Raw genomic sequence first — 13,490 nt, 5'->3', positions numbered from 1 at the left:
AACTTTATCGATATGGTCTTGTCTACTCATAGTAACTTCCTTTTTGATAGTTATTTAAATTTATAGTCATTCGGATTTATAGTTCTTTAGATTTATGGTTATTGAGCTTGTGTTAGCGGCTAAATTGCTATTGATTGGCTTATTTTTGATTAGAGTTGTTTTTTTAGTTTGTATGTTCAGCGCGTTAGCAACTGATATCTAGATTAACGATTATCGATAGGTCATTTATATAGGTTGCCAGTAAGAGGATGTCAGTGTTTGTAAGGATTATAAGGATTAGGTAAAAATTATAACGATATGCTCAAAACGTCTCTACGATGAAAATAGCGTATGGGAAAAGTAACAAATATTTTACTCACCCTCGATCTCTCATACCTATTTAATGCTTCGTATCGGCAATTTATCTCGGTTTAGGACTGCTTATTACAGGTCTTCTTGTTATAATATGCAGACCATTTACTTAGCATGGCAGAGATGCCTTGATCTTACGGATTATGCCTTTATGATGACCATCGCCGGACAACCGTTTCTTACCGATTTTCAGACGCAGCAACTCATCAGTCAGTTTCAGAAAAAAACCGAGCTTAATGTCAGCCAAATCAATACCCAGCAAGTGTATGTGTTATCACGAGAGCTAGAAGGTGATGAGCACAAAAAAGCATTAGATTTGCTCGCTGTTGATAGTGCTACTGTCCTTGCAGTGCCACAGGCCAATCAATTACAAGTCATCGTGGGTCCTCGTTTTGGTACGATTTCGCCATGGGCAAGTAAAGCGACTGATATCTTTAATAACTGTGAAATTGAGATTAACCGTGTTGAGCGTGTCGTTGTTTATACGCTAACAATCGATGGTGAAGTGGGCGCAACCGACAATAAGCTACCAACTGCTGCTGAGCAATTATTGTTTGACCGTATGACTCAGAGCTTGGTTTATGACTTGAGTGATTTGAGCAAATTGTTTGATGATGCGCAGCCAGCATCATTAAATCATGTCGATGTAATCGGACAAGGTCAGTCCGCGCTAGAGTCTGCCAATACTGAGTTTGGTTTTGCGTTATCAAGTGAAGACATTGATTATTTGATGAATGCCTATGTCAATGAGCTAAAGCGTAACCCAACTGACGTTGAGCTGATGATGTTTGCACAGGCAAACTCAGAGCATTGCCGTCATAAGATTTTTAACGCCCAGTGGACAGTGGATGGTGACGTTCAGCCGAAGTCACTGTTTCAGATGATTAAGAACACTTATCAGTCGAATCCACAAGGTATCTTATCTGCTTATAAAGACAACGCTGCGGTGATGACTGGCTCTGATGGCATGCGTTTTTATCCTATTCCAACCGATGCAATGGATGCCAACTCAATTCATCCTTACGGTTTTCATCAAGAAAACATCGATATCTTAATGAAAGTCGAAACTCATAACCATCCAACCGCTATCGCCCCTTATGCAGGTGCAGCGACAGGTGCTGGTGGTGAGATTCGTGATGAAGGGGCGACTGGTCGTGGCGGTAAGCCAAAAGCAGGTCTGACAGGCTTTCACGTATCACATCTACATATTCCAGAGCTCGCTGAGAAATGGGAGCAGTCAGGTCAATTGAGCACTCAGGCTTATGGTACGCCAGACCGTATGGCAACCAGCCTTGAGATTATGACCGAAGCGCCACTTGGTTCAGCCAACTTCTCAAACGAGTTTGGCCGTCCTAACCTATGCGGTTATTTCCGTAGCTTTCAGCTGGATACGTCAGCGGCAAAAGACGGCAGCGAGATGCGTGGCTATCATAAGCCAATCATGCTGGCAGGTGGTTACGGCAATATCAAACGCAACCTCATTGAAAAAAACGCCATTCAACAAGGTGATTTATTGATCGTTCTTGGCGGCCCTGCGATGCAGATCGGTCTAGGCGGCGGTGCAGCGTCTTCTGTAGACAGTGGTTCACTTGATGAAGGCTTGGACTTTGCTTCTGTGCAGCGTGACAATGCTGAGATGGAGCGTCGTTGCCAAGAAGTAATGGATCGCTGCTGGGCACTGGCAGGACATAGTGTCGACGATAGTAATAATGGTAAAGACGGCAACCCGATCGTGTCATTGCATGATGTGGGCGCTGGCGGTATCTCTAATGCGATGCCAGAGCTGGTCAATGACCATGAGATGGGCGCGGTACTAAATCTGCGTAAAGTTCCATCTTTAGAAGCTGGCATGTCACCAATGGCCATTTGGTCAAACGAGGCGCAAGAGCGTTATGTCCTCGCGATTCGTCCTGATAGCGAAGCCCAGTTCGATGCTATCTGCGCGCGTGAGCGTTGCCCGTATGCCATTTTAGGATCAGCCACCGATGTACGTCAGCTAGTCGTTGACGATACATTGCTCAGCGATCAGCCTGTCGATATGCCGATGCAAGTATTGCTCGGTGGCACGCCAAAGATGAAGCGTAGCTTTGAGCGTCATGACAGCAGCTTGCCTGCATTAGATTTGGGTGAAGTCAGTTTAGCTGAGTCTATCAAAGACGTATTGCGTCACCCAACGGTCGCTAGCAAATCATTCTTGATTAGCATTGGTGACCGTTCTATCACTGGTATGGTCGTGCGTGACCAGTATGTTGGTCGCTATCAAGTGCCAGTATCGGATTGTGCTGTGACAGCGTCAGGTTTGATTGCACTCGATGGTCAGGTGATGAGCGGTGAAGCGATGAGTATTGGTGAGCGTACGCCAGTTGCCCTTATCAGTCCACAAGCCTCAGCACGACTCGCCATTGGCGAAGCGATTACCAACATCGCTGGTGCGCGCATTGCTCAGTTGTCTGATATCACCATGTCAGCGAACTGGATGGCAGCATGTGGTGATGATGCGGAAGACGCAGCATTGTTTGACGCTGTATATACCGTCGGTGAAGAGCTGTGCCCAGCACTCGGTATCGCTATTCCAGTCGGTAAAGACTCGCTATCGATGCGTGCCAATTGGACAGACAGCAGTGAAGCAGGCGAGACGGACAAATCAGTCGTGTCACCTATGAGCCTTGTGATTACAGCCTTTGCTCCTGTGGTTGATGTAGCAAAAACCCTAACCCCTGAGCTAATCAATGGCGACAGCGCGTTCTACCGTATTGACTTATCTAAAGGTAAGTTACGCCTAGGTGGTTCAATCCTAGCGCAGACGCTTAGCCAATTGGGTAACGACTGCCCAGACCTAGCGCAGCCAAGCGATTTGATTGATTTCTTTAATTTTGTACAGGCAGGTAACGAGCAAGGCGTCATCAGCGCGTATCACGATATCGGTGATGGTGGTCTACTAGCGACCATCGCTGAGATGCAGTTCACCAGCCGTCAAGGTATCAAGCTGTCACTGACTGATGACAACTTACTCGGTCAGCTGTTCAGTGAAGAGCTGGGCGCAGTCATCCAAGTATTGCCAGAAAACGTCGCTGCTTTAATGCAATTGGTAGAAGAGTTTAACGTTGCTGATATGTTGAGCCTTGTGGGTCAAAGCTCAGAAGAAGATAGCTTACTGATCCAAACGCCAACGCTAATGGGTAATGAAACCTTACGCTTTAGCCGTACTGAGTTGCAGCAAGCATGGACGCAGGTCAGCTATCAGATCGCAAGTCGCCGTGATAATCCAGCGTGCGTACAGCAAGAGTATGACTTAATCGCTGATGCGAGCCATAAAGGCCTAATCGCTGCGCCAAACTTTGATCTCAATCAAAAGGTGGAAGAGCCGTATGTAAACAGCCGTGCTGATTCTGATAACAGCAAACCAAGAGTCGCAATCCTCCGCGAGCAAGGCGTCAACGGTCAGACAGAGATGGCAGCAGGCTTTACACAAGCTGGCTTTGAAGCGGTCGACGTACACATGAGCGATCTACTCAGTGGCCGTATCAATCTACGTGACTTCGACGGTCTGGTCGCTTGTGGTGGCTTTAGTTATGGTGATGTACTCGGCGCAGGCTCTGGCTGGGCGAACTCTATCTTGTTCCATGACGAGCTACGCATGCAGTTTGTCCGATTCTTTGCCCGTCCTGATACCTTCTCATTAGGTGTCTGTAACGGTTGTCAGATGATGGCGCAGTTAAAAGACCTCATCCCAGGTGCAGAAAACTTCCCACGCTTCGTCGCGAACAAATCCGCTCGTTTTGAAGCGCGTACCGTTAACGTAAAAGTTGAGCGTACCAAGTCTATCCTGTTCAAAGGTATGCAAGACAGTATCTTGCCAATCGCTGTGGCGCATGGTGAAGGCTATGCTACGCTGGACAACACCGAAATCGACGGTATGGCAAAACACGGTCAGCTTGCGATGCGTTATGTCGATAGCCAAGGTCATCCAACTGAAACCTATCCGCTCAATCCAAACGGCTCGCTTGGCGGTGTCACAGGCCTATGTAGTACCGACGGTCGCGTCACGATCATGATGCCACATCCTGAGCGTAACCTAAAAGCGTATAACCACAGCTGGAAACCAGAAGAATGGGATGAGGACGGCGCGTGGATGCGTATGTTCCGTAACGCTCGTGCTTGGTTGCGCTAGTCGCAAACCTAGATGCTTGATTAGCTTCGTCAAACTTGCTGAGCCTACGATATGTAGTGCTTGCGCATGTTTTCCTCGCTACTCAAACCTCTAGCAATTGCTTATAGTTTTAGATAGCTGTTTTTAAAATAAAAAGGTGGGCTTAGGCTCACCTTTTTTGTGTTTGGAATTTGTGTTAAAAAAACAATCTGTACTGTTTCATTTTATATTAATAGTTTAACTTCATGGAAATAGCTAATAGGCTCAGAGTACAATAATGTCAAATAAACGAGTATTAGCGATAAAGAGACAAAGTACAAAATATCGAGTTAACTCGTCTATAATGCTAGCTATTTTTTGGCTTCTATTGTGATAATAAGCGTTTTTATACCTGATATGGCAGCATAATATAGTTTTTACACATAACAACAGAGTAAATCTGGTGCGTTTCATTAGGTCGTACTGATGATATGCACTGGTATAGAAACCAAAGTCATGGGATACTGATGATACATGCATGCGTACTTTCCGTCATACACGCAGTTGGTTGCGCTACATAAATTTTACGTGGGCATTGACTTTAGTCATATAAAAGGCATCTTATGAACTTGCAAACTTTGAGAGTAATCACGCCAGAAAGCCAGCAGTCAATCAGTGTAAAAGCTGGTCATGAGCAGGTCATAGACGTGAGCGCTGGATCTCGGTTCATCATTGCTGATGATTCAGGTTTTGCACCTAAACAGGTCAAGTTTTCACGTGAAGATAACAACCTATTGGTTATGGATCAGGGTGAGGTTTCTTTTATATTAAAGGGTTACTACTCAAAGGACCAAGATGCTATTAGTTTAACTGGCTTAGAAACGGATGGTCAGTATTATAATTATTCAGTCAACAATTACAGTGCCGCTACGGATGGGTATGTCACTGAAAACCTATCAACTTTTGAGTTATCTGACCTAGAGGCTGCAGAGACAGACAGCAATGCTACTAGTCATAATCCATGGTTTCTCACTGGTTTAGGAGCGTTAGGTGTGACTGGTGGCGCTGCAGCATTGAATAGTTCTTCAGGTGACTCTTCGAGTTCATCAACTAGCGACCCAGAAGTTGAGCCTGAACCAGAGCCTGAACCAGAGCCTGAACCGGAGCCTGAACCGGAACCATAGCCTGAACCAGAGCCTGAACCAGAGCCTGAACCAGAGCCTGAACCTGAACCAGAGCCTGAACCAGAGCCTGAACCATAGCCTGAACCTGAACTTGAGGTGGTACTTCCTGAGACCAATGAAGCTACAAGTACTGCTAGCATCACTATCAGTGGCAACGACACGGGTATGTTAAGCAGCAGTATTCAAGATGCCGATGGCGTACTGGATGCTGATGTGACGTATCAATGGTTTGCAGACGGACAACCGATTGATAATGCGACGCAAAACACTTATGCCCTGACTAGCCAAGAAGCCAGTAAGACCATAACGGTAGAAGCATCATATACGAGCAATGACGGTATCAATAAAACCATCGTAAGTGATAGTGATGTCAGTATTTATACCCCTGAGCCTGCCAGTTTACTAGTGGTAGACGTAACGGATAGTGAATATGGTGCCAAAGGAGATGGCAGTACAGATGATACTGCTGCTATCCAAAAAGCGATTAACGCTGTCTCTGAGAGTGGTGGTGGCACTGTTTATATCCCTGAAGGTAACTACTTGATTGATACCACAGATAGATTGTGGCTACAGAGTAATGTCACTCTAAAGATGGAGGATGATACGGTACTCGAGGCGATTCCTAGTGATGAAGCGACGCACTACGTATTGTTTATTAGAGACGTAGAAAACGTAAATGTAATAGGTGGCACTATCATCGGTGATCGTTATGAGCACTCCGGTACAGGTGATAATTGGGGCGTAGGCATTGGTATATTAGGTTCTCAAAATGTCACAATCGAAAACGTTAATATACAAGATTTTCGCGGTGATGGTGTCTACATTGGCGAGAGCCAAGGAGCGAGTGAAGATATTACTCTTTATAATATCGTTTCTGACAACAACACTCGTCAAGGCATCACTATCGTCGATGGCGATGGTATCGATATTATCAATTCTGTATTCAAGAATACCAACGGCTCCACCCCAGCAGCAGGTATCAATATAGAGCCAAACAACGGTGATCTAGTTACCAATGTCAACATTATCAGCTCACAGTCTTTGAACAATGAAGAGTATGGACTCGTCATATCAGAACGCGCTTCTGGGGTCGATCATGAAATCAATAATGTATTGGTAGAGGGTAATCAGATTATTGGCAATGGTTTTGATGTTCGTATCAATGGCGTGAGCGACAGTCAGTTTTTTGATAATTTTATTGATGGTGTTGATACGGCATTAAGTGATGATGGCCGAGTTTTGGCGAGTATTATCTTCAACAATGAAACGAGTGGAAATACCGTGAGCGGTAATACGGTGGTTACAACGGGTAACGAAGTTGGACGTGCCGATATTGATGACAGAGGTCAGGACAATGAGTTGTATGACAATGTAGTGATGGGCACAGATAGAGATGATGATCTAAAAGGCGGCTTGGGTAGTGAGGTTATTAATGGTGGCTTAGGTCGGGATGTACTAACCGGTGGTGATGATGCAGATACTTTCTCATTTGATAGTGAGCTGAGCGCCGATAATATAGATACTATCGTAGATTTTAGCTCAGATGAAAGTGACAAAGTTGCGTTAAGCGAAGTGGTCTTTGGCGATGTCAGTCTCGATAAGCTAGAAAACAATTGGTTGGTCACAGATGATGAAGAGGTTGATAGCAATACTCGAATTATCCAAAAAGGCGATGATTTATACTTTGATGCAGATGGATCTGGCACTGATTTCTCAGAGGTTCAATTTGCGACAGTGAATCAAGCGCTGACGGTAGATGACTTTGTGGTTATGTAGCGTATACTAGGTGCACGCGCTTGACTGTACTAAGAAAGTTTAAACTATTGCAAACACAAAAAAGGTGAGCCGAAGCTCACCTTTTTTTATAGTTTCACAAAGTTGGGTAGTGATTCGATACGTTTAAGCCAATTGAGTAAATTTTTATAAGGCAATAACTCCAGCCCACCTTCCTCCGCATTATGCGTATAGGCATATAAGCTGATATCCGCAAGACTCACATCATCTCCTAGTACATAGGTTTTATTTTGAAAATGTTCGTTCAAATAACTAAGAATGTCTTTTGACTTATCAAGCTTCTGCTGATATTCGGCCAGTCTACTGGGTATCATGTTCTGGAACTTTTTAATAAAACGCAAAGAGGCTATGTTAGGTCGAACTTCGGTTTGTTCATAGAGTAACCATTGCCACATTTCTGCGTATTTTATGGCAGCGTTTGGAATAAGTGATGAGCCGTCCGCCAAATATCTGATGATCGCATTCGACTCTAGTATTTTGGTAGGTTTGCAATCAATAGATGAGTCGTCAGGTTCGATTAATAAAACTGGTACTTGACCTAGTGGATTGATTTGCAGGAATGCCTCTTGTCGGCTTTCTTGCGTCAATATATCGACCTCAATCCATTGGTAATCAATGTTTAATAACGCGCAAGTTAGGCGCGTTTTATAGCTATTTCCGGATATTTTATTACCGTATAGGGTGTACATGGCTTATCCTTGTTATGACAATCAAGTGGCAATATACCTATCATCAGCATTGAATGCTAGGGTTAAGTACATTCAGGAGTTAGGCCATGTCAGGAATTACAGATATCAATGAGCTGTTGGGTTCGATGCAGCCCGCATTGGCGCTAAGCTTATGGAGACAGAAGGGCTGACTCTGGTTTTGACAAAAGACAAAGCTGATGAGGCAGGTTTGAATTACGAAGGCGTGTTTCGGCAAATCACTTTGACGGTGCATTCAAGCCTAGAAGCGGTCGGTCTAACCGCAGCCGTGTCAACCAAACTGACCTCAAAAGATATCAGTGCCAATGTGATCGCTGCCTATTATCATGACCATATATTTGTGTCGAATGATAAGGCGGAGCAGGCGCTATCTGCGTTAAAAGAACTGAGTAATATATAACGTTTTTTATAAGTAAGTGAGCTATTTCCCGCCTTCCACTTGTATCTGCCAGTCTGGGCGCGGCGGCGACACGAATTGAGATGTTACTGTTACCTCGACACCACCTCAAACTCTAGCCACCGCAACTCGCCTAAACTAGCAGGATACCGATACAGTCGGGGCTAGCGGCGGCATCGTGTTCTTGCAGATATTTGTCGTGGTTCGATTCTACAAATTAAAAGGTCGGTAGTGTGAACGTAACCTGAAAGCCGTAAAAACGAAGTACTGCTTTGTTAAGCTTGCAAGGAAAATCCTTTAAATAGGTTTTTTTATCAGTGTCAAAACAATATAATTGATGACTAAAAACCCAGCTTGCAAAGCTAACCCAACAAATAAAAGAGACGTATAAAAATGAGTAATTAATTTTACACTGATCTATCCACGTCGTTGAATCAAGCATCGACGATTGCCAAAGGCGAAGTTGGGCCTAGTCGCAAGTTCAGTCATGAGATACCTGATATCAAATCGATCCGTACTGATACAGAGTTATCGCAACAGCATTCCGCCGAATAAATATTAGATTCTAAGGTTAAAATATGCGTAAATATGTACTCGTATTAGCCAGTCTTTTATTAGTAGCTTGCCAGCCAGAGGCGTCTAATAACTTAAATGACATCCAGAGTAGTAACCTTGAGCTAGATGAAAGTTTTAAAATAATGAATAACGATGAAGCAGCAGGAGATAACGTCAATATGATGTCAACTAATGAACAAGATAATCACCCTGAAAATAACTTCGATACGATAACCGGCTTAATCAAGAAAAAAGGCAAATGTCTTTATATAGATGACTATTTAATTCTTATTCAAACTGAGCATTTGTCTTTTAACGATCATATATCTGCTTTATATGATGAGGACAAGCAAGCCAGTTTCGAGATTGGGGATACGGTAACCCTAGGCGGGTTCTCAATGGATTATTCTGACCTTACGGACAACGATATGGGGTCTAATACGGAATGGAAAAATCCATATCTTTATGAGTGTCAAGCAGATAAAGTATGGATAACAATTGATGTTGTCTCTTGATTTAATGACATTAAAAAAGTGCGTAGGTTGGATAAGCAGCCTGATTTGATTGTTAAGGCTTGATAGTTTTTAGAGCTAATCCTGAAAAGCGTTAAAAAATTGCACTGCAATTTTAGATTATCAAAGACGACTGTTTACAGCCTGACAAAGTTAGGTAGCGACTCAATACCAGTATCAAATACTAGAGTTAAATAAATTCAGGACTAAGAAAATGGCAGGAATTAAAGACTTAAGTAAATTGCTTGATTCGATGCGATGCAGCCAGAGCTTGTAGATGAAGCGTTCGTATTTTGCTCAGTAGCTGATAAGTTAGAACAATATCTTCACCTAGAACCGATAGCTACGTTTAAGGAGCCAGAAGGTCTAACTTTAGTATTAACCAAGCATAAAGCCGAGGAAGCTGGTTTGAACTACGAAGGTGTTTTTCAGCAAATTACTTTAACCGTACATTCAAGCCTAGACACCGTAAGTCTAACCGCAGCAGTGTCAACCAAATTGACCTCAAAAGGTATCAGTGCCAACGTGATCGCTGCCTATTATCATGACCATATATTTGTATCGAATGACAAGGCGGAGCAGGCGCTATCGGCGTTAAAAGAGCTGGGTCATAAATAGACAGTTTGAAATTTTATATTTGCAAATCTGTATCGTTAACGTCTAAATCATTTCTTAATTTCTTTCCGAGCCTCAGCAATCAATTCATGAATCTTAGCACTTTCCTTTAGCACGCAAGCATCATAAGCAGAAAGCGGTTTCGCTTCCTGCTCATCTGTCTGTGCTTGCTTGGCTTTTTCTTCTAGATATTTCTCAAGCTCGTTTTGTTGCTCTTTACCTGTTAAGTCACTCATATTGACTCCTGCTAATGCTTTTTAATCACATATTTTTAAATACTGACGCACCACATTATCCATGCCTTGTTCCAGCGACTCAATCGTAAACGCATGACCAATCGACACCTCAGCGATATCACTAAGCGCGAGCAGCTCAGCCAAATTATCCAAATTCAAATCATGACCAGCATTGACGCGGATACCGTTTTGATTGGCTAGATTGATACAGTCGCTAAAGCGTTGCTTGACCTCATCGAAATCAATATTGTCATCGCTCTTACCATTACTGTAAGCGCGCGCCCATTCTTCGGTATACATCTCGATCGTCTGCACATCACTCTCGATGACCGCTTTGATTTGTTCGATATCAGGGTCAATAAACACCGCACAGCGCGTACCGAACGCTTGCAGCTCTTTGCTTAACGTCGATAAAAACGCATGATGGGTGATGATGTCAAAGCCATGATCTGAAGTCAGCTGATCTTCACTGTCTGGCACGAGCGTGCATTGATGTGGTTTTACTTCACGAATGAGTTTTAAGAATTGCTCGTTTGGGTTGCCTTCGATATTGAACTCAATCTCTGGATAGTCTTTTAAGAATGCACTGATATCATAGACATCTTGGTATCTGATATGACGCTCATCGGGTCTCGGATGTACGGTAAAGCCTTTAACGCCTAGGTCGATCAGCTTTTTTACAAAGTACAGCAGGTTAGGGTAGTCCGTACCGCGGGAGTTACGGATTAAAGCCAATTTATTCAAATTTACGCTAAACAATGTGCTCATAGTATTTCCTTTTTCATTGTTGTTATGGATAGATTTTTGATTGTTAATGGCTAATAAAAATTGTCGCTATCAGCATACTTCTTATTTAATGCCTTTAAAATAGCATAAGTTTCTAAATCTATTTCGCCCGTTGGGTTACGCGGTCGAAAGTGCAACTGAAATGCATAAATGACATCACGACTGGCCTTGTCCCACTCGTCGCTACTGTTAATCTGATAGCCATAATCACGAAACTGCTGCTTAATCTCAGGTATTGTGGCTGCCGCAAACGCTTCTATGTCCATAAACGCAAACTTATCAGCGCCATCATACCAAGCGCCGATAGCATATTGTTTATATAGCTGCTCCCAAGGAAACTTTGCACCGGGGTCTATTTTACGCGAGGGTGCCATGTCTGAATGACCGATGATGTTTTTGGGTGAGATGTCGTATCTTGCCGTGATATCTTGCACCAACTCCGCGACCTTTTTGATCTGTAGCTGGTCAAACGCCACATAATGGTCATAAGGATGATACGCCAGCGTACCGTCTTTTAGCGCATCCTTATATTCAGGCGCAATGCCTACATTGACGATCTCTATACCGATAGAGGTATCGTTTAATATCGTGCGTCCTGCAAACCCGCCATCACCGGCATGCCAAGCGCGCTCGTTCTCTGGTACGAGGTTATAAATTTTATCATCATCATTATCTAACACTAGATAATGGGCGCTGACCTTGCCTGTGGTCAGTGTGTTGATAGATCTTTCATTGTCTGAGACCGTATAGTGCAGGACAATGGTTTTGATGCGTTCGCTTTTGCCAGTGGCTTGATAGGTTTTACCATCTACGATGTAGCTCTTGGTTGTCGCGACGGGAGAGGTCGTGGTCACGCAACCAATCAAGGGCAGCGTTAGGCTAAACGCTAAAAAGATGTTTTTTACCATGAAATGCTCAATAAAAAAGGTGTGCTATAAAGCTCACCTTTTTGTATATACTAGTTAGAATGTTGGTTGTTTTATCGAAAGTACAAAGCTTATACTCGACCATAACGCGATCACATATCAGCCGCACTTACTGCACTCTCAGTATGCTCATCAACTTTTAATAAGCGAACACTATCGAATTCAATGATAATACCCTGTTTCGAGCCATCACCGTCTTTCGATTTAAACTGTCCACCATTTATTGTTGGAACAATTAGCGCTAGATAATAACCTTCAGTTATGTGGCTCTCTTTTATCAATAGTTTTGTGATCTCTTCTAAGCTGAATTTTTTCACTTCATTTGCCTTGTCCGACATAATACACCTCGACAATTTATTCGTTAGCACAAGCTATTTGGTTGCATATCTACATCATATACAGGTGCTGTTTCTTTACCCGAGGGTATGAGGTTGTAGTGAATCGATTCGGTAAACATATATTGCATAGGTTCTAAATCCACTAGTGCATAATTTATTTTTAATTCTTTATTATAAAAGTAAAAATCAATACATTGATTAATAAACTTATTTAAATTAAGACCTAAAATGTTTGCCTCATTGATACATTGACGGTGCAATTCTTCAGGCATTCTAATATTAAAAGAGCCACTGCAAGGTCTATTGGGGCATTTATTTTCTTCTACACACATTTCTAAGTATTCATCAACTGCTGCTTCGAATGCCATCTGTAATTCAGGTAGTGTTTCACCATCGTACATAACAAGATCTTGAATCATTTGAACCTTGCCAAAAAGACACATATCCTCAGTACTGTACTCTATCGAGCCAGTATAATTTTTGTACGAGAAGTGCTGTTTATTAGTCATTGTCTAACCAAACCTTATTATCATCAAAATTTTGAATAACTTGACGGATGTAACATTTTTTCATGATCGATTGTGGATGAGGTTCGTGAAAACTCATAGACAAGCCAGTGTTTTTATTAATGAATTTTCTTCTGGAGCCGCTACCTTTTGCTAATTGATAGTCGTGTAGTGATAGTAATTTGACAAACTCATCCCATGTGAAATCTACTGGAACAGTTTTAAAGCGTTTTATAAGTTTTTCTGACTTAGACATATAGTACCCAAATGCACATGATATTTGCAACTACTTTTTAGTTACATTGTTATGGTGAATTTTTTATATACAATATATAGTGCATTTTAATAAAATAACTACTACATGTTGTTTGCATACAATAGTCTATAAAATAAAAACGTAAAATGCTAGATTATTTTTATAAAAATAATGTGATAGTACGGTATTATTTAATTT

14 protein-coding genes are annotated in these 13,490 nt (G+C 42.6%); 7 read left to right on the top strand and 7 right to left on the bottom strand.

Annotation, left to right across the window (positions count from 1 at the left end; translation table 11 throughout):
- Positions 1 to 502: 502 nt before the first annotated feature.
- The 3 genes from purL to ACT3RN_RS10715 all read left to right on the top strand — a co-directional run bounded on the left by purL (position 503) and on the right by ACT3RN_RS10715 (position 7,440).
- Complete coding sequence (purL, locus tag ACT3RN_RS10725) at positions 503 to 4,522, top strand: phosphoribosylformylglycinamidine synthase (RefSeq protein WP_442063033.1); 4,020 nt, start codon at positions 503 to 505, stop codon at positions 4,520 to 4,522.
- Between the two features lie 581 nt (positions 4,523 to 5,103).
- A complete protein-coding gene (locus ACT3RN_RS10720) occupies positions 5,104 to 5,664 on the top strand; it encodes a hypothetical protein (RefSeq protein WP_444518625.1) in 561 nt (186 codons plus the stop codon).
- A 96-nt stretch (positions 5,665 to 5,760) separates the two neighbouring features.
- Positions 5,761 to 7,440, top strand: coding sequence for a glycosyl hydrolase family 28-related protein (locus ACT3RN_RS10715; protein ID WP_444518624.1), 1,680 nt, complete (start codon positions 5,761 to 5,763; stop codon positions 7,438 to 7,440).
- Positions 7,441 to 7,526: 86 nt separating this feature from the next.
- Here the strand turns inward: ACT3RN_RS10715 and ACT3RN_RS10710 are convergent, their stop codons facing one another.
- Entirely contained in the window at positions 7,527 to 8,147 is a 621-nt protein-coding gene (locus tag ACT3RN_RS10710; protein ID WP_442061990.1) for a glutathione S-transferase family protein, read from the bottom strand.
- Positions 8,148 to 8,298: 151 nt separating this feature from the next.
- Between ACT3RN_RS10710 and ACT3RN_RS10705 the strand changes: the two genes are divergently transcribed.
- From ACT3RN_RS10705 to ACT3RN_RS10690, 4 genes are all read left to right on the top strand, one after another.
- Positions 8,299 to 8,565: an ACT domain-containing protein gene (locus ACT3RN_RS10705; protein WP_442061987.1), complete on the top strand. Its 267-nt coding sequence runs from the start codon at positions 8,299 to 8,301 to the stop codon at positions 8,563 to 8,565.
- A 426-nt stretch (positions 8,566 to 8,991) separates the two neighbouring features.
- Positions 8,992 to 9,117, top strand: a complete 126-nt coding sequence (locus ACT3RN_RS10700; protein ID WP_442061985.1) for a hypothetical protein — start codon at positions 8,992 to 8,994, stop codon at positions 9,115 to 9,117.
- 23 nt (positions 9,118 to 9,140) lie between these two features.
- A complete protein-coding gene (locus ACT3RN_RS10695) occupies positions 9,141 to 9,632 on the top strand; it encodes a hypothetical protein (RefSeq protein WP_442061982.1) in 492 nt (163 codons plus the stop codon).
- Between the two features lie 255 nt (positions 9,633 to 9,887).
- A complete protein-coding gene (locus ACT3RN_RS10690; protein ID WP_263972675.1) occupies positions 9,888 to 10,247 on the top strand; it encodes an ACT domain-containing protein in 360 nt (119 codons plus the stop codon).
- Between the two features lie 47 nt (positions 10,248 to 10,294).
- Here ACT3RN_RS10690 and ACT3RN_RS10685 read toward each other — a convergent pair whose 3' ends face one another.
- From ACT3RN_RS10685 to ACT3RN_RS10660, 6 genes are all read right to left on the bottom strand, one after another.
- Positions 10,295 to 10,480 carry a hypothetical protein gene (locus tag ACT3RN_RS10685; RefSeq protein WP_192520814.1) on the bottom strand — a complete coding sequence of 62 codons (186 nt, stop codon included), beginning with the start codon at positions 10,478 to 10,480 and terminating at the stop codon, positions 10,295 to 10,297.
- 21 nt (positions 10,481 to 10,501) lie between these two features.
- A complete protein-coding gene (locus ACT3RN_RS10680) occupies positions 10,502 to 11,248 on the bottom strand; it encodes a pyridoxine 5'-phosphate synthase (protein WP_192520813.1) in 747 nt (248 codons plus the stop codon).
- 50 nt (positions 11,249 to 11,298) lie between these two features.
- The gene (locus ACT3RN_RS10675; protein ID WP_192520811.1) at positions 11,299 to 12,174 is read right to left on the bottom strand and encodes an N-acetylmuramoyl-L-alanine amidase; all 876 of its coding nucleotides are present in this window, start codon (positions 12,172 to 12,174) and stop codon (positions 11,299 to 11,301) included.
- Between the two features lie 110 nt (positions 12,175 to 12,284).
- Positions 12,285 to 12,530 carry a hypothetical protein gene (locus ACT3RN_RS10670; RefSeq protein ID WP_192520809.1) on the bottom strand — a complete coding sequence of 82 codons (246 nt, stop codon included), beginning with the start codon at positions 12,528 to 12,530 and terminating at the stop codon, positions 12,285 to 12,287.
- Between the two features lie 23 nt (positions 12,531 to 12,553).
- On the bottom strand, positions 12,554 to 12,931 hold the full coding sequence (locus ACT3RN_RS10665) for a toxin-antitoxin system HicB family antitoxin (protein WP_444518623.1): 378 nt from the start codon (positions 12,929 to 12,931) through the stop codon (positions 12,554 to 12,556).
- Between the two features lie 100 nt (positions 12,932 to 13,031).
- Positions 13,032 to 13,292, bottom strand: a complete 261-nt coding sequence (locus ACT3RN_RS10660) for a type II toxin-antitoxin system HicA family toxin (RefSeq protein WP_192520347.1) — start codon at positions 13,290 to 13,292, stop codon at positions 13,032 to 13,034.
- Positions 13,293 to 13,490: the final 198 nt, after the last annotated feature.

Source organism: Psychrobacter sp. AOP5-GZ1-6 (assembly GCF_052376345.1).
Taxonomy (GTDB): Bacteria; Pseudomonadota; Gammaproteobacteria; order Pseudomonadales; family Moraxellaceae; genus Psychrobacter.
This window is presented reverse-complemented; position numbering and strand designations above follow the sequence as displayed.

Coding starts and splice junctions, on each gene's coding strand:
- purL (WP_442063033.1), top strand. CDS start 503: ATGATGACCATCGCCGGACAACCGTTTCTTACCGATTTTCAGACGCAG.
- ACT3RN_RS10720 (WP_444518625.1), top strand. CDS start 5,104: ATGAACTTGCAAACTTTGAGAGTAATCACGCCAGAAAGCCAGCAGTCA.
- ACT3RN_RS10710 (WP_442061990.1), bottom strand. CDS start 8,147: ATGTACACCCTATACGGTAATAAAATATCCGGAAATAGCTATAAAACG.
- ACT3RN_RS10705 (WP_442061987.1), top strand. CDS start 8,299: ATGGAGACAGAAGGGCTGACTCTGGTTTTGACAAAAGACAAAGCTGAT.
- ACT3RN_RS10695 (WP_442061982.1), top strand. CDS start 9,141: ATGCGTAAATATGTACTCGTATTAGCCAGTCTTTTATTAGTAGCTTGC.
- ACT3RN_RS10690 (WP_263972675.1), top strand. CDS start 9,888: ATGCAGCCAGAGCTTGTAGATGAAGCGTTCGTATTTTGCTCAGTAGCT.
- ACT3RN_RS10685 (WP_192520814.1), bottom strand. CDS start 10,480: ATGAGTGACTTAACAGGTAAAGAGCAACAAAACGAGCTTGAGAAATAT.
- ACT3RN_RS10680 (WP_192520813.1), bottom strand. CDS start 11,248: ATGAGCACATTGTTTAGCGTAAATTTGAATAAATTGGCTTTAATCCGT.
- ACT3RN_RS10675 (WP_192520811.1), bottom strand. CDS start 12,174: ATGGTAAAAAACATCTTTTTAGCGTTTAGCCTAACGCTGCCCTTGATT.
- ACT3RN_RS10670 (WP_192520809.1), bottom strand. CDS start 12,530: ATGTCGGACAAGGCAAATGAAGTGAAAAAATTCAGCTTAGAAGAGATC.
- ACT3RN_RS10665 (WP_444518623.1), bottom strand. CDS start 12,931: ATGTACGATGGTGAAACACTACCTGAATTACAGATGGCATTCGAAGCA.
- ACT3RN_RS10660 (WP_192520347.1), bottom strand. CDS start 13,292: ATGTCTAAGTCAGAAAAACTTATAAAACGCTTTAAAACTGTTCCAGTA.